Annotated in this window: 16 protein-coding genes and 4 tRNA genes; 19 read left to right on the forward strand and 1 reads right to left on the reverse strand. The window is 46.6% G+C overall.

Annotated features, from left to right (window positions below; genetic code table 11):
• The first annotated feature begins 351 nt into the window (after window positions 1–351).
• Both murB and birA read left to right on the forward strand, forming a co-directional pair.
• Window positions 352–1,377 (forward strand): UDP-N-acetylmuramate dehydrogenase, encoded by a 1,026-nt coding sequence (gene murB, locus M0413_RS21860; protein ID WP_172589137.1) that lies wholly within the window; start codon window positions 352–354, stop codon window positions 1,375–1,377.
• Window positions 1,370–2,329, forward strand: a complete 960-nt coding sequence (gene birA / locus M0413_RS21865; protein ID WP_218737620.1) for a bifunctional biotin--[acetyl-CoA-carboxylase] ligase/biotin operon repressor BirA — start codon at window positions 1,370–1,372, stop codon at window positions 2,327–2,329. Before murB ends, birA begins: the two co-directional genes overlap by 8 nt.
• Before the next feature lie 2 nt (window positions 2,330–2,331).
• On the opposite strand, the gene coaA is transcribed toward birA, so the two are convergent.
• Window positions 2,332–3,282, reverse strand: a complete 951-nt coding sequence (gene coaA, locus M0413_RS21870; RefSeq protein WP_037417855.1) for a type I pantothenate kinase — start codon at window positions 3,280–3,282, stop codon at window positions 2,332–2,334.
• 234 nt (window positions 3,283–3,516) lie between these two features.
• Between coaA and M0413_RS21875 the strand changes: the two genes are divergently transcribed.
• The 17 genes from M0413_RS21875 to M0413_RS21955 all read left to right on the forward strand — a co-directional run.
• Window positions 3,517–3,592: transfer RNA gene (locus M0413_RS21875), tRNA-Thr, on the forward strand.
• Between the two features lie 7 nt (window positions 3,593–3,599).
• Window positions 3,600–3,684 (forward strand) — tRNA-Tyr (locus tag M0413_RS21880).
• Window positions 3,685–3,719: 35 nt separating this feature from the next.
• Window positions 3,720–3,793: transfer RNA gene (locus tag M0413_RS21885), tRNA-Gly, on the forward strand.
• Between the two features lie 9 nt (window positions 3,794–3,802).
• Window positions 3,803–3,878 (forward strand) — tRNA-Thr (locus M0413_RS21890).
• Between the two features lie 116 nt (window positions 3,879–3,994).
• Window positions 3,995–5,179, forward strand: a complete 1,185-nt coding sequence (tuf, locus tag M0413_RS21895) for an elongation factor Tu (protein ID WP_069453807.1) — start codon at window positions 3,995–3,997, stop codon at window positions 5,177–5,179.
• A 271-nt stretch (window positions 5,180–5,450) separates the two neighbouring features.
• Window positions 5,451–5,822: a preprotein translocase subunit SecE gene (gene secE, locus M0413_RS21900; RefSeq protein WP_037418403.1), complete on the forward strand. Its 372-nt coding sequence runs from the start codon at window positions 5,451–5,453 to the stop codon at window positions 5,820–5,822.
• Window positions 5,823–5,831: 9 nt separating this feature from the next.
• A complete protein-coding gene (gene nusG / locus M0413_RS21905; RefSeq protein ID WP_011070606.1) occupies window positions 5,832–6,383 on the forward strand; it encodes a transcription termination/antitermination protein NusG in 552 nt (183 codons plus the stop codon).
• Between the two features lie 127 nt (window positions 6,384–6,510).
• Entirely contained in the window at window positions 6,511–6,939 is a 429-nt protein-coding gene (rplK, locus tag M0413_RS21910; RefSeq protein WP_037430687.1) for a 50S ribosomal protein L11, read from the forward strand.
• 4 nt (window positions 6,940–6,943) lie between these two features.
• Window positions 6,944–7,645, forward strand: a complete 702-nt coding sequence (gene rplA, locus M0413_RS21915; RefSeq protein ID WP_011070608.1) for a 50S ribosomal protein L1 — start codon at window positions 6,944–6,946, stop codon at window positions 7,643–7,645.
• Between the two features lie 265 nt (window positions 7,646–7,910).
• Entirely contained in the window at window positions 7,911–8,411 is a 501-nt protein-coding gene (gene rplJ, locus M0413_RS21920) for a 50S ribosomal protein L10 (RefSeq protein ID WP_011070609.1), read from the forward strand.
• A 54-nt stretch (window positions 8,412–8,465) separates the two neighbouring features.
• Window positions 8,466–8,834, forward strand: coding sequence for a 50S ribosomal protein L7/L12 (gene rplL / locus M0413_RS21925; RefSeq protein ID WP_007644333.1), 369 nt, complete (start codon window positions 8,466–8,468; stop codon window positions 8,832–8,834).
• A 242-nt stretch (window positions 8,835–9,076) separates the two neighbouring features.
• Window positions 9,077–13,114, forward strand: a complete 4,038-nt coding sequence (gene rpoB / locus M0413_RS21930; RefSeq protein ID WP_055647562.1) for a DNA-directed RNA polymerase subunit beta — start codon at window positions 9,077–9,079, stop codon at window positions 13,112–13,114.
• Between the two features lie 83 nt (window positions 13,115–13,197).
• Window positions 13,198–17,415, forward strand: coding sequence for a DNA-directed RNA polymerase subunit beta' (gene rpoC, locus M0413_RS21935; protein WP_047539809.1), 4,218 nt, complete (start codon window positions 13,198–13,200; stop codon window positions 17,413–17,415).
• A 179-nt stretch (window positions 17,416–17,594) separates the two neighbouring features.
• Window positions 17,595–17,969, forward strand: a complete 375-nt coding sequence (gene rpsL, locus M0413_RS21940; protein ID WP_011070612.1) for a 30S ribosomal protein S12 — start codon at window positions 17,595–17,597, stop codon at window positions 17,967–17,969.
• 80 nt (window positions 17,970–18,049) lie between these two features.
• Window positions 18,050–18,520, forward strand: a complete 471-nt coding sequence (gene rpsG, locus M0413_RS21945; protein ID WP_011070613.1) for a 30S ribosomal protein S7 — start codon at window positions 18,050–18,052, stop codon at window positions 18,518–18,520.
• 78 nt (window positions 18,521–18,598) lie between these two features.
• Complete coding sequence (gene fusA / locus M0413_RS21950) at window positions 18,599–20,695, forward strand: elongation factor G (protein ID WP_037418387.1); 2,097 nt, start codon at window positions 18,599–18,601, stop codon at window positions 20,693–20,695.
• A gap of 71 nt (window positions 20,696–20,766) precedes the next feature.
• The coding region (locus M0413_RS21955) for a GTP-binding protein (protein WP_248986370.1) at window positions 20,767–20,916 on the forward strand (150 nt) is incomplete at its 3' end.

Consider the following 20,916-nt stretch of genomic DNA (forward strand, 5'->3'; position numbering starts at 1 on the left):
TCGCGCCGATGGTAGTGTGGGGTCTCCCCATGTGAGAGTAGGTCATCGCCAAGCGCCTAATTAAACAATGAAGCCAGCTGAATAAGCTGGCTTTTTTGTTTTTGATGTTTTATTCACGGCTTCCTCAACTTGTTTGTGCTCATCTTTAACTCTTGCTCAAAAGCACAAAAGCACAAAAGCTCAAAAGCTCAAAAGCTCAAAAGCTCAAAAGCTCAAAAGCTCAAAAGCTCAAAAGCTCAAAAGCTCAAAAGCTTGAGTCATGACGTATCTGTTTTACCGATCAATCTCAGTTTGCTGCAATTCTAGGGTGAAGCGTTTACAATGTCACTTTTATCGCGGCAGAACATCATCATGTCTTTTCCATACTCGCTAAAACCGTTTAATACTTTTGGCGTAGAGCAATCCTGTTCATCATTGATTGAAGTCCATTCCAAGATGGAACTGCAAACGACTTGCTTATCTTTATATCAATCAAAGCAACCAATGCTTGTGCTTGGTGGTGGCAGCAATATCGTATTTACCGATGATTTTAATGGCACTGTAGTGCGAGTATTGTCTAAAGGTATTTCCTGCTCCGAAGATGACTCTCACTTTTATCTTGATGTTGAGGCGGGTGAAAACTGGCATGAATTGGTCCTATTTAGCTTAGATCAGAATATGCCTGGACTTGAGAATTTAGCCCTGATCCCGGGCACAGTTGGCGCAGCTCCGATTCAAAATATCGGTGCTTATGGTGTTGAGTTTTGTGATGTTTGTGATTGGGTTGAATATCTTGATGTCGAGTCTGGCGACTTACTAAGGCTTACGGTCGATGAATGTGAGTTTTCATATCGCGAGTCGATATTTAAAGGCAGCTTACGCGACAAAGCTGTGATTACCGCTGTTGGTTTGCGCCTCCCTAAAGCTTGGCAACCAAAATTGGCCTATGGCCCGTTGCAATCATTTAACGCTGAGACGGTGACCCCAAGGGAGATTTTTGACCGTGTCTGTGAGGTGAGGAGTGAGAAGCTGCCGAATCCTGAGGTGCTAGGTAACGCTGGGAGTTTTTTTAAGAATCCAATCGTTAGCGCATCAGTTTATATTGAACTAGCTCAACGCTTTCCAAGCATTGTTGGTTATGCTCAACCGAATGGAGAGGTCAAACTTGCTGCTGGTTGGCTAATTGAACATGCAGGTCTTAAGGGGTTTGTTCTTGGGAATGCGGGAGTGCATGCGAAGCAAGCCTTAGTATTAGTCAATTTAGGCCATGCAACTGGCCAAGATATTTGTCGATTAGCATTGCATGTGATTGCGCGAGTGAATGAGGTTTTTGGCGTTAAGCTAGAAGCCGAGCCAAGAATTATGGGATTAACAGGGGAGACGAGTCTCGATGTCTGATAATTGGGTGAGAAAACGCGAAATACTGGGATTACTGTCGAGCGAACATTTTGTTTCTGGTGAGGAGTTAGCTACACAACTGGGCATTTCCCGCGCTGCAGTGAGTAAGCATGTCGATGCTTTGGAAGACTATGGCGTGGCGATCTACAGTGTCAAAGGCCGCGGTTACAAGTTAGCTAATCCTATCTCCCTTATCGACTCGGCTCGTTTAATTCAGTCGATCGATAATCGATGCTTTTACTTTGATGAAATCCCGAGCACTAACAGCTTTATGTTAAGCCATACCAGTGAGCTGAAGAGTGGCGATGTATGTGTGGCTGAGTACCAGTCAGCGGGACGAGGACGTAGAGGACGAACTTGGGTGTCTCCCTATGGACATCATTTGTATTTCTCGCAGTTTTGGTCATTCCCCCAAGGGATGGCGCAGGCAATGGGCTTAAGCCTAGTGGTGGCTTGTAGTTTAGTTGAGGTACTGAAATCCTTTGGTGTTGATAATATCGGCGTGAAATGGCCAAACGATATTTATCTTAATTATAAAAAGCTTGCTGGGATTTTAATTGAAATGTCCGGGCAGGCGGATAGCGAGTGTCAATTAATCATTGGTATTGGTGTTAACATGGCTATGTCGGAAGACCAAGGTAAGGGAATTGACCAGCCTTGGAGCGACTTGTCTAGCTTGACGGATATGCCAAATAAAACGGATCTCGTGATTGCATTACACAAACAGTTGAAGAGAGACATACAGTTGTTTGAGCGTGAAGGGCTGGCAGCCTTTAAAACGCGCTGGCAACAGGCAGATCTATTCCATGGTAAAGAAATTCGTTTACTGATGGGCGAGAATCACGTTGACGGTATCTGTCGTGGTATCGATGAACAAGGTGCAGTATTGTTAGAAACCGCCGATGGCATACAAGCCTATATCGGCGGAGAAATCAGTTTAAGAGCAAGATAAGATTATTTACGCAGTAAAACGTGTGACATCAAATGATCCTGTCCTTTTTGTAGGATCAGATGCGCTCGTTCTCTTGTGGGCTGAATATTGAGCTGCAAATTGGGGCCGTTGATTGTGTCCCATATTTTCGCCGCTATAGTATAGGCTTCATCATCCGTCAGGCTAGCATAGTGATGGAAATAGGACTTTTCATCACTAAATGCCCCTTTGCGAAATTGCAAAAAGCGCTCTTGATACCATTGCTTCAATAAATGCTCTTCGGCATCGACATAAATCGAAAAATCGACAAAGTCGGAGACAAAGGGCCTACGTATATCGACTGGCGAATCTAAACCTGTTTGTAAAACATTCAGTCCTTCGAGGATCAAAATATCGGGCTGCGAAACGGTTTGATGCTGGCCGCGAATACGATCGTAAGTTACGTGGGAATAGATAGGCGCATTTACATGGGCTTGCCCGGATTTTACCGCCGAAATAAATTCGACCAACATCTTCATATCGTAACTTTCAGGAAAGCCTTTGCGTTGCAATAGCCCTTTACGCTTCAAATCTGCCAGAGGATATAGAAAACCATCGGTCGTAACTAAATCGACTTTAGGATGCTCGGGCCACTGGCTTAGTAACGCCTGTAAAATACGCGCAGTGGTACTTTTACCCACGGCAACACTACCAGCAATGCTGATGATATAAGGGCTGCTTGAGGGCTTTTGCCCGAGAAACTCATCAAGGACTAAACCACGTTGTTGTTTGGCTTTTACAATTAAGTTAAGCAACCTGCTCAGAGGCAAGTAAATATCAGTGACTTCGGAGAGTGAAACCTTCTCATTGATACCCCGAAGATTCTCCAAGTCTTGTTCACTCAGCGTCATTGGCACTGCGTCCCTTAAAACAGACCATTGTGCGCGCTCAAAGGCAAGATAGAGTGCTTTTTGAATTGGATTTTTTGACGTCATTGGCTTTCCTCGGCTTAGGAATCGCACAGTACACCATGACTTAAGTATCGACAATATAAAATCAATTCGTGAAGCTCGGTTTCTAGCTCTTCTAGCCTGATTTACTGGATAAATGCTTGCCGACATCAGTTTGAGGGTAAAAAAGCATCATTTGATTGCTTTTTTTAAACAAATCGTCGATTTTCGCTTGCACTTGGGCACACATTTACCTAATATCCCGTTCCGAAATGATTTGCCGGCATAGCTCAGTTGGTAGAGCAACTGACTTGTAATCAGTAGGTCCCGAGTTCGACTCTTGGTGCCGGCACCATTTTACTGGAGGGGTTCCCGAGTGGCCAAAGGGATCAGACTGTAAATCTGACGGCTCCGCCTTCGAAGGTTCGAATCCTTCTCCCTCCACCATTTTCTAGGTAGTTAGGTAGCCTTAGTTAGGTTGCGCGGGCATCGTATAATGGTATTACTCCAGCCTTCCAAGCTGATAACGCGGGTTCGATTCCCGCTGCCCGCTCCAAATTTAGTTGCTGATATGGCTCAGTTGGTAGAGCACACCCTTGGTAAGGGTGAGGTCGGCAGTTCGAATCTGCCTATCAGCACCAGCCTTTCTGAATTAAGCTCCTATACCTAAATTAATCGGTTCGATGTCATTTATATGCATCGGATTTTTTCTATATGTATGTTTTCATCACCAAGACTCTTGGATTGAGGCAATACCATGGCTAAAGCTAAATTTGAACGTTCTAAGCCCCATGTTAACGTGGGCACCATCGGTCACGTTGACCATGGTAAAACCACTCTGACTGCAGCTATCTCTCACGTACTGGCTAAGACCTACGGTGGTGAAGCTAAAGACTTCTCTCAAATCGATAACGCTCCAGAAGAGCGTGAGCGCGGTATTACCATCAATACCTCTCACATCGAGTATGACACCCCAACTCGCCACTACGCACACGTAGACTGCCCAGGCCACGCTGACTATGTTAAAAACATGATCACTGGTGCTGCACAGATGGACGGCGCGATCCTGGTAGTTGCTTCTACAGACGGTCCAATGCCACAAACTCGCGAGCACATCCTGCTGTCTCGTCAGGTTGGCGTACCATTCATCATCGTATTCATGAACAAATGTGACATGGTTGACGATGCTGAGCTGTTAGAATTAGTGGAAATGGAAGTACGTGAACTGTTATCAGAATACGACTTCCCAGGTGATGACTTACCAGTAATCCAAGGTTCAGCTCTGAAAGCGCTAGAAGGCGAGCCGGAGTGGGAAGCGAAGATCCTTGAGCTGGCAGCAGCTTTAGACTCTTACATTCCAGAGCCAGAGCGTGATATCGATAAGCCATTCCTGATGCCAATCGAAGACGTATTCTCTATTTCTGGTCGTGGTACAGTAGTAACAGGCCGTGTAGAGCGTGGTATCGTTAAAGTGGGCGACGAAGTAGAAATCGTTGGTATCCGCACGACTTCTAAAACAACTTGTACTGGCGTAGAAATGTTCCGTAAGCTGCTTGACGAAGGTCGTGCAGGTGAGAACTGTGGTATTTTATTACGTGGTACTAAGCGTGATGACGTAGAACGTGGTCAAGTATTATCTAAGCCAGGTTCAATCAACCCACACACTACTTTTGAATCAGAAGTTTACGTTCTGTCAAAAGAAGAAGGTGGTCGTCACACTCCATTCTTCAAAGGCTACCGTCCACAGTTCTACTTCCGTACAACTGACGTAACCGGTACTATTGAACTGCCAGAAGGCGTAGAGATGGTAATGCCTGGTGACAACATCAAGATGGTTGTTACGCTGATTTGCCCAATCGCGATGGACGAAGGTTTACGCTTCGCAATTCGTGAAGGTGGCCGTACAGTAGGCGCTGGTGTTGTAGCTAAGATCATTGCGTAATAGCAATTGTGATTAGAAAAAAGGAAGCTTAGGCTTCCTTTTTTGTTTAAGTCGATTATTTAGTGGGTTTTGTGGGTTGCAACTGTTGTGCATCCTTGCTAACAAAGTCGAATCAGAATACAATCTATGGCCGATTTTTGACCCTGAGCTTATGCAACATGCGTTTCTAAGGGTATTCGGGATTCAGAGTATCTAAAGCGTATTGTAACTGGGTCGTATGTCCCTAATTATTGTGCTCAAGCTCAGGCCGTATTGAGTAACGGAATAACCGATGACAACAAATACTGAAAACCAGACTAACTCTCTGGATATCGTGAAGTGGGGTTTAGCGATCCTATTGCTGGCCGCTGCTGTTATTGGCAATCAAATGTATAGCGAGGCGAGTGCCGTGATCCGCGCACTGGCTGTTATCGTTGCATTCGCTATTGCTGGTTTTATTGCCCTGCAAACCGAAAAGGGTAAAAAAGCTTTAGCATTCGCGCGTGAGTCGCAAATTGAAGTGCGTAAGGTCGTATGGCCAACACGTCAAGAAGCGCTTAACACCACTTTTATTGTCCTTGCTGCAACAGGTATCTTAGCTCTTATTTTATGGGGTTTAGATGCAGTGTTAATGCGAATTGTCAATTTTATCACTGGCGTATAGGCACCTCGAATGACTGAAGCTAAAGAAGCTAAAAAAAGATGGTATGTAGTGCAGGCATTCTCTGGCTATGAAGGCCGAGTTTGTAAGTCACTGATTGAATACATTAAAATGCACGGCATGGAACAATACTTCGGTGAAGTCTTAGTTCCGACTGAAGAAGTCATTGAAATGCGTGCAGGCCAGCGTCGTAAGAGCGAGCGTAAGTTTTTCCCTGGTTATGTTTTGGTCCAGATGGAAATGAACGATGATAGCTGGCATTTAGTCAAAAGCATCCCGCGTGTTTTAGGCTTTATTGGCGGAACCTCTGATCGTCCTGCTCCAATTTCAGATAGAGAAGCGGATGCTATTCTGCGTCGCTTACAAGAAACCACAGCTTCGCCAACTCACCGCGTTATTTTCGAGCCAGGCGAGGTGGTGCGTGTATGTGATGGTCCATTTGCTGACTTTAACGGTACCGTTGAAGAAGTGGATTATGACAAGAGCCGCGTAAAAGTGTCGGTAATGATCTTCGGTCGTTCTACACCAGTTGAGCTCGATTTTAGTCAGGTCGAAAAAGGCTGATTAAATTAAATACAAAATCCGTTTGGCAACGGGTGCGGATTTCTATATAATCCGCACCCGTTGTTTTCGGGGGAGCATGTTGGCATGTCGCTGATATGCGTTTGAACCCAAACTGAGGAAATGTCAGATGGCAAAAAAGATTGATGCTTATATTAAGCTACAAGTGAAATCAGGTTCTGCGAACCCTTCACCACCAGTTGGTCCAGCTCTGGGTCAGAAAGGTGTGAACATCATGGAATTCTGTAAAGCGTTCAACGCCCGTACAGAAAAAATGGAAAAAGGCATGCCTATTCCAGTCGTGATCACTGTATACAGTGACCGTTCATTCACTTTCGAAACTAAGACTCCACCAGCTTCTTACTTACTGAAGACTGCTGCAGGCCTGAAATCAGGTTCTCCACGTCCAAACACTCAGAAAGTAGGTACTATCGCTCGTGCTAAGATTCAGGAAATTGCTGAAATGAAAGCCGCCGATATGACTGGTGCTGATATTGAAGCGATGACTCGCTCAATCGAAGGTACTGCGCGTTCAATGGGTTTGGTTGTAGAGGGTTAATATAATGGCAAAACTAACTAAACGCATGCGCGTAATCCGCGAGAAAGTTGACGGTACTAAACTATACGAAATCAACGACGCTGTTGCTCTGTTAAAAGAATTAGCAACTGCTAAGTTCGTTGAAAGTGTTGACGTTGCTGTTAACCTGGGCATCGACCCACGTAAATCTGACCAAAACGTTCGTGGTGCAACTGTGTTGCCACACGGTACTGGTCGTGACGTTCGCGTTGCAGTATTTACACAAGGTGCAAATGCTGAAGCTGCTAAAGCTGCTGGTGCTGAACTTGTTGGTATGGATGATCTGGCTGAGAAAATCAAAGCCGGTGAAATGAACTTCGACGTAGTTATCGCATCGCCAGACGCAATGCGCGTTGTTGGTATGTTAGGTCAAATCTTAGGCCCACGTGGTTTAATGCCTAACCCCAAAACTGGTACAGTAACGCCAAACGTTGCTGAAGCAGTTAAGAACGCTAAAGCGGGTCAAGTTCGTTACCGCAACGACAAGAACGGTATTATCCACACTACTATCGGTAAAGTGGATTTCACACCAGTTCAATTGAAAGAAAACTTGGAAGCGTTAATCTCTGCACTGAAAAAGGCTAAGCCTGCAGTTGCAAAAGGTGTATACGTGAAAAAAGTAAGCATCTCCACCACTATGGGTGCAGGTGTTGCTGTTGACCAAGCTTCTCTCGAAACAGCTAACTAATTTTACAAGGTGAGTGCATTAGTCTATAATGCGCGCACTTTGTGGGTTGAAGCCTGTTTTTGATGCTTTAAGCATCATTAATTAGGCTTCCGTCCAAGACCGCAGGTGTTTACTTTAACGGTTTACTTAATTTCCTGCGTAGACGGTGTCAGGCCCCAGCTAAATTTTTTTACTGGATAATCTGCACCGTAAGTCACTAAATACATAAGTATTTAGTATGGTAAATACTAGGGAATACCCTAGGTAGAATCCAGGAGTAAAGCCAATGGCATTAAGACTCGAAGACAAAAAAGCGATTGTTGCTGAAGTCAACGAAGCTGCCAAAGGTGCGCTATCTGCAGTTGCCGCTGATTCTCGCGGTGTAACTGTAGGTGCTATGACCGGTCTGCGTAAAAAAGCTCGCGAAGCTGGTGTTTATGTACGTGTAGTACGTAACACTCTGGCTCGTCGTGCTGTTGAAGGTACTGCATTTGAGTGCCTAGCAGAAACGTTCACTGGCCCAACTTTGATTGCTTTCTCTAACGAGCACCCAGGTGCTGCAGCTCGTCTGTTAAAAGACTTTGCTAAAGAGCAAGCTAACTTCGAAGTTAAAGGCGCAGCCTTTGAAGGGAATTTCATCCCTGCAGCTGACATTGATCGTTTGGCGAAACTGCCAACATACGAAGAAGCACTAGCACAGTTAATGATGACTATGAAAGAAGCATCTGCTGGCAAGTTCGTTCGTACACTGGCCGCCCTGCGCGATCAAAAACAAGAAGCCGCTTAATTTCAAGCTGGCTGCTTAATAGAATTGAATTCAGAACAATAGGAAACATTTGTTATGTCTATCACTAAAGACCAAATCTTAGAAGCCTTTGCAGCTATGTCTGTAATGGAAGTTGTTGAACTGATCGAAGCAATGGAAGAGAAGTTCGGCGTTTCTGCCGCTGCTGCTGTTGTTTCTGGTGGTGGCGAAGCTGCTGCTGCTGTTGAAGAGCAAACAGAATTCAACGTAATTCTGACTGCACACGGCGACAACAAAGTTGCAGTTATTAAAGCCATCCGTGGCGCAACTGGTTTAGGCCTGAAAGAAGCTAAAGCAATGTCTGAAGCTGCTCCAGTAGCAGTTAAAGAAGGCGTTTCTAAAGAAGAAGCTGAAGCTCTGAAGAAAGAACTAGTTGAAGCTGGTGCTTCAGTAGAAATCAAGTAAGCTATTATTTAGCTTGCTCACCCAAGCCACTTGGGTGGAGGCTGGCGGTTTTTTAACCGTCGGCCTTTTTTGCGCTATATGCGCCGGCGATTTTTTTTCACCGTTTGTCGCCAGATTTTGCAGTCCCTAGCAGAGATTACTGGTTAGGTTCTTGCCATCAACGGTGATGGGCAAACGTGCTGAATGTAATAACTCAGGTTATTGATTCAGTCTTGGTCACATCTCGTAAGCAGAGGAAACCCATGGTTTACTCCTATTCTGAAAAGAAGCGTATTCGCAAAGACTTTGGTAAGCGTCCACAGGTGTTGGATATTCCTTACCTTTTGTCTATTCAGTTAGACTCTTTTAAGAAGTTCACCGATCAAGATCCTACCGGTGAGCGCGGTCTTGAAGCCGCCTTCCGTAGCGTTTTTCCCATCAAGAGCTTTTCTGGTAATTCAGAACTGCAATACGTCAGCTATAAGCTTGGCGAGCCTGTTTTTGATGTGAAAGAGTGTCAGATCCGTGGTGTTACATATTCAGCTCCACTGCGCGTTAAATTACGCATGGTGTTGTATGACCGTGAAGCAGCGGCAGGCACTGTAAAAGATATTAAAGAACAAGAAGTCTACATGGGTGATATCCCATTGATGACTGACAACGGTACCTTTGTTATCAACGGTACTGAGCGTGTAATCGTTTCTCAATTACACCGCAGCCCAGGCGTATTCTTCGATCACGACCGTGGTAAAACCCACTCATCAGGTAAGGTGCTATATAACGCACGTATCATCCCTTACCGTGGTTCATGGTTAGACTTTGAATTCGATCCTAAAGATGCACTATTCGTACGTATCGACCGTCGCCGTAAATTGCCAGCGACCATCATTCTGCGTGCATTAGAGTACTCTACTCAAGAGATCCTTGACCTGTTCTTCGAACGCGTTGAGTTCAAGATCAAGAAAGATACTCTGGTTATGACCTTAGTCCCTGAGCGTCTGCGTGGTGAAACCGCCAGCTACGACATCAAGGATGCAGAAGGCACTGTATTGGTTGAAGCGGGCCGTCGCGTGACTGCACGTCATATTCGCCAACTCGAAAAAACCAACACCACTGAACTCGAAGTACCAGTTGAGTACATCGTGGGCAAATATGCTGCTCAAGATTACATCGATCCGGACACGGGCGAAGTATTAGTTTCTGCTAACAGTGAAATCAGCTTAGAAGACTTAGCGAAGTTATCACTGGCAGGCATCAAAGAGTTGAGCACGTTATACATTAACGAGCTGGACCACGGTGCTTACATCTCTGACACTCTGCGTATCGATCCAACCACTAACCGCTTAGAAGCGTTAGTTGAGATCTACCGCATGATGCGTCCTGGTGAGCCACCAACCAAAGATGCAGCAGAAGCCCTGTTCCAAAACTTATTCTTCAGCGAAGAACGTTATGACCTGTCGAAAGTCGGTCGTATGAAGTTCAACCGTCGTCTCAGCATTCCTGATGACGAAGGTAGTGGCGTACTGTCTAAAGAAGACATCGTTGCAGTAATGAAGAACATCATTCACATCCGTAACGGCTTCGACGAAGTGGACGATATCGACCACTTAGGTAACCGTCGTATTCGTTCTGTGGGTGAAATGGCTGAAAACCAATTCCGTGTTGGTCTGGTCCGTGTTGAGCGCGCCGTGCGTGAACGTCTATCATTAGGCGATCTGAACGAGCTGATGCCACAAGACTTAATCAACGCTAAGCCAATCTCTGCTGCAGTGAAAGAGTTCTTCGGTTCTTCTCAGCTGTCACAATTCATGGACCAAAACAACCCGCTGTCAGAAGTAACGCATAAGCGTCGTATTTCTGCTCTTGGCCCAGGTGGTTTGACCCGTGAACGTGCAGGCTTCGAAGTCCGCGACGTACACCCAACGCATTATGGTCGTTTATGTCCAATTGAGACCCCTGAAGGTCCAAACATTGGTCTAATCAACTCATTAGCAAGCTTTGCCCGTACTAACTCATACGGCTTCTTAGAAACACCATACCGCAAAGTGGTAGACGGTGTGATCACTGACGAAGTGGAATACTTGTCAGCGATTGAAGAAGGTCGTTATGTGATTGCACAGGCGAACATCGAAGTTGACTCTGAAGGCCGCATGGTTGAAGAGCAGATCGCATGTCGTCACAAAGGTGAATCTACCTTTATGCGCGCGTCTGACATTCAATACATGGACGTATCGCCACAACAGATCATTTCTGTTGCTGCGTCACTGATCCCGTTCTTAGAACACGACGACGCCAACCGTGCATTGATGGGTGCGAACATGCAACGTCAAGCGGTACCAACATTGCGCTCTGAAAAGCCGCTAGTAGGTACGGGTATTGAACGCACGCTCGCTGTGGATTCTGGCGTAGTAGTCGCCGCTAAACGTGGCGGTGTGATCGATTACGTTGATGCGAGCCGTATCGTCGTTAAAGTAAATGAAGACGAGCTGCGCCCAGGCGAAGCGGGTATCGACATTTACAACCTGACTAAGTACACCCGTTCTAACCAAAACACGTGTATCAACCAACGTCCATGTTGTTCTGTTGGTGAGCCAGTCGTTCGTGGTGACGTGTTAGCAGATGGTCCGTCTACTGACTTAGGTGACTTAGCCCTTGGCCAGAACATGCGTATCGCGTTCATGCCTTGGAACGGTTACAACTTCGAAGACTCGATCTTAATTTCTGAGCGTGTTGCACAGGAAGACCGTTTCACCACTATCCACATTCAAGAGCTGTCTTGTATCGCTCGTGATACCAAACTGGGTAGCGAAGAAATCACGGCTGACATTCCAAACGTAGGTGAATCTGCGCTGTCGAAACTCGACGAGTCAGGTATCGTTTACATCGGTGCAGAAGTGAAGGGCGGTGACATTCTGGTAGGTAAAGTGACGCCAAAAGGCGAAACACAACTGACTCCAGAAGAGAAGTTACTGCGCGCCATCTTCGGTGAGAAAGCGTCTGATGTGAAAGACAGCTCACTGCGTGTACCTAACTCTGTTAAAGGTACCATCATCGACGTTCAGGTATTTACCCGTGACGGCGTTGAGAAAGACAAACGCGCCATTGAAATCGAAGAAATGCACATTGCCCAAGCTCGTAAAGACTTAGGCGAAGAGTTCAAGATCCTTGAAGAAGGCGTGTTGAGCCGTGCGCGCAACTTATTATTAAGTGCCGGTTTCACTGAAGCACAGATCGCAGCATTGCCACGTAAAGATGTATTGGTTCAAGTCATTGACGATGAAGCCAAACAAACTGAGCTTGAGCAATTAGCTGAACAGCATGAAGAGCTGAAAGCAGACTTCGATAAGAAGTTTGAAATCAAACGTCGCAAAATCACCCAAGGTGATGACTTGGCCCCAGGCGTACTGAAGATCGTTAAAGTTTACTTAGCGGTTAAACGTACTATCCAACCTGGTGACAAGATGGCGGGTCGTCACGGTAACAAGGGTGTTATCTCTAAGATTAACCCAATTGAAGACATGCCGTACGACGAGCAAGGCAACCCTGTGGACATCGTGTTGAACCCGCTAGGCGTTCCATCACGTATGAACATCGGTCAGGTTCTTGAAGTTCACTTAGGTGCTGCGGCTAAAGGTATTGGTAACAAGATTGCTGCCATGCTGGAAGATCAGCGCGAGAAGGGACTTGCAGAAGTTCGTAACTACATCAAGCAAGTGTACGAATTAGGTGACGAAGTGCAGCAGCGCGTTGACATCGATTCATTCACTGACGATGAGTTATTGCGCTTAGCGAACAACCTGAAAGGCGGTATCCCAGTTGCTACGCCAGCCTTCGACGGTGCTAAAGAGAAAGAGATCAAGCAGATGCTTGAGCTTGCAGGCTTGCCAACCTCTGGTCAGCTGAAATTATTTGATGGTCGTACCGGTAACGAATTTGAGCGTCCAGTAACTGTTGGTTACATGTACATGCTCAAACTGAACCACTTAGTTGACGACAAGATGCACGCCCGTTCTACCGGTTCGTACAGCTTAGTAACTCAACAACCATTGGGCGGTAAAGCTCAGTTCGGTGGTCAGCGTTTCGGGGAGATGGAAGTGTGGGCACTCGAAGCATACGGTGCCGCTTATACGCTTCAAGAAATGCTCACCGTGAAATCGGATGACGTTAACGGTCGTACTCAGATGTATAAGAACATCGTCGACGGTAACCATCAGATGCAGCCTGGCATGCCAGAGTCCTTCAACGTATTACTGAAGGAGATCCGTTCACTCGGTATTAATATCGAGTTGGATCAGGAATAAGCGTCGCCTTAAGGCAACGTTTGGCAACAGAATGGTGCTCCGCAGTCGCGGAGCACCCGGTTTAACTCCTTCAGGAGAGAAACGTGAAAGACTTATTAAAGTTTCTGAAACAGCAAAGCAAGACTGAAGAATTTAACGGCATCAAAATTGGTCTGGCATCGCCTGATCTGATCCGTTCTTGGTCTTTTGGTGAAGTTAAGAAGCCAGAAACCATTAACTACCGTACCTTCAAGCCTGAGCGTGAAGGTCTGTTCTGTGCGCGTATCTTTGGCCCAGTCAAAGATTACGAATGTTTGTGCGGTAAGTACAAGCGTTTGAAGCACCGTGGTGTGATCTGTGAAAAGTGTGGTGTAGAAGTTACCCAGACTAAAGTACGTCGTGAGCGTATGGGTCACATTGAACTGGCTAGCCCAGTTGCCCACATTTGGTTCTTGAAATCACTGCCGTCCCGTATCGGTTTAATGCTGGACATGACGCTGCGTGATATCGAGCGCGTACTGTATTTTGAATCTTTCGTCGTGATCGAGCCTGGCATGACCAGCCTTGAGCGTGGCCAAATGCTGACAGAAGAAAACTATCTGGACGCATTAGAAGAGTACGGTGACGAATTCGAAGCCAAGATGGGTGCTGAAGCGGTATTAGAACTGCTGCGCGCAATCGATCTTGAAAAAGAAATCGAACAAATGCGTGAAGAGCTGCCATCAATCAACTCTGAGACTCGTCGCAAGAAAGTGACCAAGCGTCTTAAGTTGATGGAAGCGTTCCACACTTCTGGTAACAAGCCAGAGTGGATGATCTTAAAAGTACTGCCTGTGTTACCACCTGACTTACGTCCGCTGGTACCGCTCGATGGCGGCCGCTTCGCGACTTCAGATCTGAACGATCTGTATCGCCGCGTGATCAACCGTAACAACCGTTTGAAGCGTCTGTTAGATTTAGCTGCGCCGGACATCATCGTACGCAACGAAAAGCGTATGTTACAAGAGTCTGTTGATGCGCTATTAGATAACGGTCGTCGTGGTCGTGCTATTACCGGTTCTAACAAACGTCCTCTGAAATCTTTGGCCGATATGATCAAAGGTAAACAAGGTCGTTTCCGTCAGAACTTGTTAGGTAAGCGTGTTGACTACTCTGGTCGTTCGGTAATTACCGTAGGTCCTACTTTACGTCTGCACCAATGTGGTCTTCCTAAGAAGATGGCACTGGAACTGTTTAAGCCATTCATCTATGGCAAGCTGGAAGGTCGTGGCTTAGCGACAACCATCAAAGCTGCTAAGAAGATGGTAGAGCGTGAAGTGGCGGAAGTTTGGGACGTTCTGGATGAAGTGATCCGCGAACATCCAGTGATGCTTAACCGTGCACCAACACTGCACAGACTGGGTATCCAAGCGTTCGAACCTGTACTGATTGAAGGTAAAGCCATCCAGTTACACCCTCTCGTTTGTGCGGCATACAACGCCGACTTCGACGGTGACCAAATGGCGGTACACGTACCGTTAACACTGGAAGCGCAGCTAGAAGCTCGTGCCCTGATGATGTCTACCAACAACATCCTGTCACCTGCGAACGGCGAGCCTGTAATCACGCCGTCTCAAGACGTGGTATTAGGTCTGTACTACACCAGCCGTGAGCGTATCAACGGCCGTGGTGAAGGTATGTACTTTATGTCTGTTGCTGAAGTTGAAAAAGCTTACGCAACTGGCGCTGCTGAACTGCATGCCCGCGTGAAAGTGCGTATCACTGAAACCGTTATCGGTGACAATGGTGAGCGTACTGAACAACGTCGTATCGTAGATACCACAGTCGGTCGTGCTCTGCTGTCATTGATTCTGCCAGCAGGTTTGTCATTTGATCTGGTTAACCAGAACATGGGCAAAAAGCAGATTTCTAAGCTGTTGAACACCTGTTACCGTCAATTAGGTCTGAAAGATACCGTTATCTTCGCTGACCAACTGATGTATACAGGTTTCCGTTACGCCACTATCTCTGGTGCATCTGTCGGTATCGACGACATGGTGATCCCAGCTGAGAAGTACACCTTAGTTGCTGACGCTGAAGCCGAAGTGCTCGAAATTCAAGAGCAGTTCCAATCAGGTCTGGTTACTGCCGGTGAGCGTTACAACAAAGTTATCGACATCTGGGCAAGTGCGAACGAAAAAGTTTCTAAAGCGATGATGGAAAACCTGTCAACTGAGACAGTGATTAACCGTGATGGCGTTGAAGAAAAACAAGCTTCGTTCAATAGCATTTACATGATGGCCGACTCTGGCGCTCGTGGTAGTGCTGCACAGATCCGTCAGTTAGCGGGTATGCGTGGTCTGATGGCGAAACCAGACGGTTCGATCATTGAAACGCCAATTACCGCTAACTTCCGTGAAGGTCTAAACGTACTTCAGTACTTTATTTCTACTCACGGTGCGCGTAAAGGTCTTGCCGATACTGCATTGAAGACAGCGAACTCGGGTTACCTGACTCGTCGTCTGGTAGACGTTGCTCAAGACTTAGTCGTCATTGAAGACGATTGTGGTACTCACGAAGGTCTAACCATGAAGCCGCTGATCGAAGGTGGTGATGTGGTTGAGCCATTACGTGAACGCGTACTGGGTCGTGTGGTTGCTGTTGATGTGTTCTATCCAGGCACTGAAGACGTACTGGCACCACGTAACACCCTGCTCGATGAAGCATGGTGTGACAAGTTAGAAGAGCATTCAATCGATGAAGTGATTGTTCGTTCAGTCATTACCTGTGATACCGATTTTGGTGTGTGTGCAGCCTGTTACGGCCGTGATTTGGCCCGTGGCCATATCATCAACCACGGTGAAGCGATTGGTGTTGTGGCTGCACAATCAATCGGTGAACCTGGTACACAGTTAACGATGCGTACGTTCCACATCGGTGGTGCTGCGTCACGTGCCTCTGCAGAAAACAACGTTCAAGTGAAGAACTCAGGTTCGTTGAAACTGCACAACGCTAAGTACGTAACAAACACAGACGGCAAGCTGGTTATCGTTTCTCGTTCTTCTGAACTGGCAATCATCGATGAATTAGGTCGTGAGAAAGAGCGTTATAAAGTGCCTTACGGTACTGTGCTCGAGAAGTTAGAAGAAGCATCAGTAGAAGCGGGCGATATCATCGCTAACTGGGATCCACATACTCACCCAATCATCACTGAAGTGGCGGGTAGTATTAAGTTCGTTGACATGATCGACGGCGTGACCATGACTCGTCAAACAGACGAGCTGACTGGTCTGTCATCAATCGTGATCCTCGACGTGGGTCAACGTGGTTCAGCGGGTAAAGAAATGCGCCCAATGATCCGTCTGGTTGGTGCCGACGGTAGTGACCTGATGATCCCAGGTACAGAAGTACCAGCACAATACTTCTTACCAGGCAGTGCGATCGTTAACCTTGACGACAATGCGCAAATCGCCGTGGGTGACGCGTTAGCACGTATTCCACAAGAATCGTCTAAAACACGCGACATCACGGGTGGTCTACCACGCGTTGCCGACCTGTTCGAAGCCCGTAAGCCAAAAGAGCCTGCAATTCTGGCAGAAATCTCTGGTACCATCTCGTTTGGTAAAGAGACTAAAGGCAAGCGTCGTCTGGTGATTACACCAGCGGATGGCGGTGAACAGTACGAAGAGATGATCCCGAAATGGCGTAACTTAAACGTGTTCGAAGGTGAAAAAGTCGAACGTGGTGAAGTTATTGCTGACGGTCCAGAAGCGGCGCACGACATTCTGCGTCTACGTGGCATCCACAACGTAGCTAACTACATTGTGAACGAAGTACAAGACGTATATCGTCTACAAGGCGTGAAGATCAACGATAAGCATATCGAAGTGATCATCCGTCAAATGCTGCGTAAGTGCGTGATCACCTCTGCGGGTGACAGTGAGTTCTTAGAAGGCGAACAAGTAGAAGTGTCTCGCGTGAAGATCGCTAACCGCGACCTGATCGAACAAGGCAAAGTGCCTGCGACCTTCGAACGTGAACTGCTGGGTATTACCAAAGCGTCTCTGGCAACAGAATCGTTTATCTCTGCAGCATCGTTCCAAGAAACAACTCGCGTACTGACAGAAGCTGCCGTAGGCGGCAAGTCTGATAACTTACGTGGTCTGAAAGAAAACGTAATCGTTGGCCGTCTGATCCCAGCTGGTACTGGTTACGCTTATCACAAGACCCGTAATGATGCTCGTGCTAAGAAAGACGAGCCAGTTGTAGTGAATAAGATCACTGCAAGCGAAGCGGAACAAAACCTTGCAGACCTCTTAAACTTGGCTGGCAGTCAAGATTAAGTAATCAGTTTGTAACAAAAAGGCGCCGTTGGCGCCTTTTTCATTGGAATATGCCGCAAAAGTTGGCTATTTCTTGACAGTTAGGCTTTACCTTTCTAAAATTCCGCGTCCCACCATTGTGGGATATAGATTTTTCACACCTTATCGTTGAGTTTGATTCAACTGACTCGGAGCTATACATGGCAACTGTAAACCAGTTGGTACGTAAGCCACGCGCGCCAAAAGTCGACAAGACTAATGTGCCTGCGTTGAATGCGTGCCCACAAAAGCGTGGTGTTTGTACACGTGTGTACACAACTACCCCTAAAAAACCTAACTCTGCACTACGTAAAGTAGCTCGTGTGCGTCTAACTAACGGTTTCGAAGTTACTTCGTACATCGGCGGTGAAGGCCACAACCTGCAGGAACACAGCGTGATTTTGATCCGTGGTGGTCGTGTTAAAGACTTACCTGGTGTTCGCTACCACACTGTTCGTGGCGCATTAGACTGTGCAGGCGTGACTTCACGTCGCCAAAGCCGTTCTAAGTACGGTGCTAAGCGTCCTAAGTCTTAACGTATCCGTTAAGTAAGGCCAAGCTAGTTTATTTTGAGAATTCCAGTTTTGGAAATCCCTGAAGCATACGGAGAATTGTTATGCCAAGACGTCGCGTTGTAGGACAACGTAAAATCCTACCAGATCCAAAGTTTCACAGTGAGTTGCTGGCTAAGTTCATCAACGTCATTATGCAGGACGGCAAAAAGTCGACTGCTGAAAAAATCATTTACAAGGCTCTTGATGTTATCGCTGAAAAGAAAGGCGCTAACCATTTAGACATCCTTGAAGCAGCCCTGGACAACGTTCGCCCATCAGTCGAAGTTAAATCTCGTCGCGTGGGTGGTTCTACATACCAGGTACCATGTGAAGTTCGTCCTGTGCGTCGTAACGCACTGGCGATGCGCTGGTTAGTTGAAGCTGCACGTAAGCGTGGTGAAAAATCTATGGCTTTACGTCTAGCAGGTGAAATGCTAGATGCGTCTGAAAACAAAGGTACTGCTGTTAAGAAGCGTGAAGACGTGCACCGCATGGCTGAAGCTAACAAGGCCTTTGCTCATTACCGTTGGTAATCTGATGGTGTGGGCTTAGGCTCACACCATTGTTGTTGATATTGCCAAGACTTAGGTTTTGGTGGAGAGGGTATAATCGTGGCTCGTACAACCCCAATTGAGCGTTATCGTAATATCGGTATTTGTGCTCATGTGGACGCAGGTAAAACCACCACAACAGAACGTGTTCTGTTCTATACCGGTTTGTCTCATAAAATCGGTGAGGTGCATGACGGCGCCGCGACCACTGACTGGATGGTGCAAGAGCAAGAGCGTGGTATTACTATCACCTCGGCTGCTGTCACTACTTTCTGGCGTGGTATGGATGCTCAATTCACTGAACACCGCATCAATATCATCGATACCCCTGGTCACGTTGACTTTACTATTGAAGTTGAACGTTCTTTGCGCGTTCTTGACGGCGCTGTTGTGGTTTTCTGTGGTGCTTCAGGTGTTGAACCTCAATCAGAAACCGTATGGCGTCAAGCTGACAAATACCGCGTTCCACGCATCGTATTTGTCAACAAGATGGACCGTGCAGGCGCGGACTTTGAACGTGTAGTGAAGCAAATCAGAACTCGCCTTGGAGCAACTTGTGTACCGATCCAATTAAATATCGGCGCAGAAGAAAACTTCACTGGCGTGATCGACTTAATCAAGATGAAAGCCATTAACTGGAACGAAGCGGACCAGGGGATGACGTTCTCTTATGAAGAGATCCCTGCACATTTAGCAGCTAAAGCGGCTGAAATGCATGAGTATCTGGTTGAAGCAGCCGCTGAAGCCTCTGATGAACTGATGGACAAGTATCTTGAAGAAGGTACCCTGTCAGAAGAAGAGATCAAAAAAGCACTGCGTCAACGTACTATAAATAATGAAATCGTTTTAGCGACCTGTGGTTCTGCATTTAAGAACAAAGGCGTTCAAGCGGTTCTTGATGCGGTAGTAGAATTCTTGCCAGCACCAGTCGATGTGCCACCTATTAAGGGCATCGATGACAATGAGCAAGAAGTTGAGCGCCCATCAGATGACAACGCCCCCTTTGCGGCGTTGGCATTTAAGATTGCTACAGACCCGTTCGTGGGTACTTTAACCTTTATTCGTGTGTACTCAGGCGTACTTGAATCAGGTTCTGGCGTTTACAACTCTGTTAAACAGAAACGTGAACGTATTGGCCGTATCGTGCAGATGCACGCTAACGACCGCACAGAACTGAAAGAAGTCCGTGCAGGTGATATTGCCGCGGCTATTGGTCTAAAAGACGTAACCACGGGTGATACACTTTGTGATAATGACCACAAAGTAATCTTGGAACGCATGGAGTTCCCAGAACCAGTAATTACCATTGCCGTTGAACCTAAGTCAAAAGCCGACCAGGACAAAATGGGTATCGCACTGCAAAAACTTGCAGCAGAGGATCCTTCATTCCGGGTTGAGACTGACGAAGAATCATCACAAACACTGATTTCTGGAATGGGTGAGTTACACTTAGACATTATCGTTGATCGTATGCGTCGCGAATTTGGTGTTGAGTGCAACGTAGGTAAGCCACAAGTGGCCTACCGTGAAACCATTCGTGGATCAGTTGAGGCTGAAGGTAAATTTGTACGCCAATCAGGTGGCCGTGGACAATTCGGTCATGTTTGGTTAAAACTAGAGCCTAATGAAGAAGGCGCTGGTTACGAATTTATCAACGCAATCGTTGGCGGTGTAGTTCCACGTGAATTCATCCCTGCGGTTGATAAAGGTATCCAAGAGCAGATGAAGAATGGCGTTCTCGCTGGCTTCCCTGTATTGGACGTGAAGGTCACTCTGTTCGATGGTTCATATCATGATGTGGACTCGAATGAAATGGCGTTCAAAATTGCGGGTTCTATGGGCTTCAAAAAGGGTGCGCTTGAGGCGAAACCTGTGTTGCTCGAACCTTGCATGAAAGTAGAAGTAACTACTCCAGAAAACTATATGGGTGATGTTGTTGGTGATTTAAACCGTCGCCGTGGTTTGATTGAAGGTATGGATGATGGCTTTGGTGGCATCAAAATAGTCCATGCAGTAGTGCCTCTTTCTGAAATGTTTGGTTATGCAACTGATTTGCGTTCTGCAACTCAGGGTCGTGCTTCTTACTCCATGGAGTTCTTGAAGTACACTGATGCACCGCAAAACATTGCGAAAGCGATTATTGAATCTCGTAGCTAATTTCCAGTTACGACATAAATGTAATATGGTCCTGTCAATGCAGGACTATTCTGAAAAGAAAGGAATATATCGTGGCAAAAGCTAAATTTGAACGTAGTAAGCCTCACGTAAACGTGGGCACCATCGGTCACGTTGACCATGGTAAAACCACTCTGACTGCAGCTATCTCTCACGTACTGGCTAAGACCTACGGTGGTGAAGCTAAAGACTTCTCTCAAATC

It is taken from the genome of Shewanella sp. 8A (assembly GCF_023475945.1).
Classification (GTDB): domain Bacteria; phylum Pseudomonadota; class Gammaproteobacteria; order Enterobacterales; family Shewanellaceae; genus Shewanella; species Shewanella xiamenensis.

Coding starts and splice junctions, on each gene's coding strand:
- secE (WP_037418403.1), top strand. CDS start 5,451: ATGACAACAAATACTGAAAACCAGACTAACTCTCTGGATATCGTGAAG.
- rplL (WP_007644333.1), top strand. CDS start 8,466: ATGTCTATCACTAAAGACCAAATCTTAGAAGCCTTTGCAGCTATGTCT.
- murB (WP_172589137.1), top strand. CDS start 352: ATGTCTTTTCCATACTCGCTAAAACCGTTTAATACTTTTGGCGTAGAG.
- rpoB (WP_055647562.1), top strand. CDS start 9,077: ATGGTTTACTCCTATTCTGAAAAGAAGCGTATTCGCAAAGACTTTGGT.
- rplK (WP_037430687.1), top strand. CDS start 6,511: ATGGCAAAAAAGATTGATGCTTATATTAAGCTACAAGTGAAATCAGGT.
- tuf (WP_069453807.1), top strand. CDS start 3,995: ATGGCTAAAGCTAAATTTGAACGTTCTAAGCCCCATGTTAACGTGGGC.
- nusG (WP_011070606.1), top strand. CDS start 5,832: ATGACTGAAGCTAAAGAAGCTAAAAAAAGATGGTATGTAGTGCAGGCA.
- rpsL (WP_011070612.1), top strand. CDS start 17,595: ATGGCAACTGTAAACCAGTTGGTACGTAAGCCACGCGCGCCAAAAGTC.
- rpsG (WP_011070613.1), top strand. CDS start 18,050: ATGCCAAGACGTCGCGTTGTAGGACAACGTAAAATCCTACCAGATCCA.
- rplJ (WP_011070609.1), top strand. CDS start 7,911: ATGGCATTAAGACTCGAAGACAAAAAAGCGATTGTTGCTGAAGTCAAC.
- birA (WP_218737620.1), top strand. CDS start 1,370: ATGTCTGATAATTGGGTGAGAAAACGCGAAATACTGGGATTACTGTCG.
- coaA (WP_037417855.1), bottom strand. CDS start 3,282: ATGACGTCAAAAAATCCAATTCAAAAAGCACTCTATCTTGCCTTTGAG.
- rplA (WP_011070608.1), top strand. CDS start 6,944: ATGGCAAAACTAACTAAACGCATGCGCGTAATCCGCGAGAAAGTTGAC.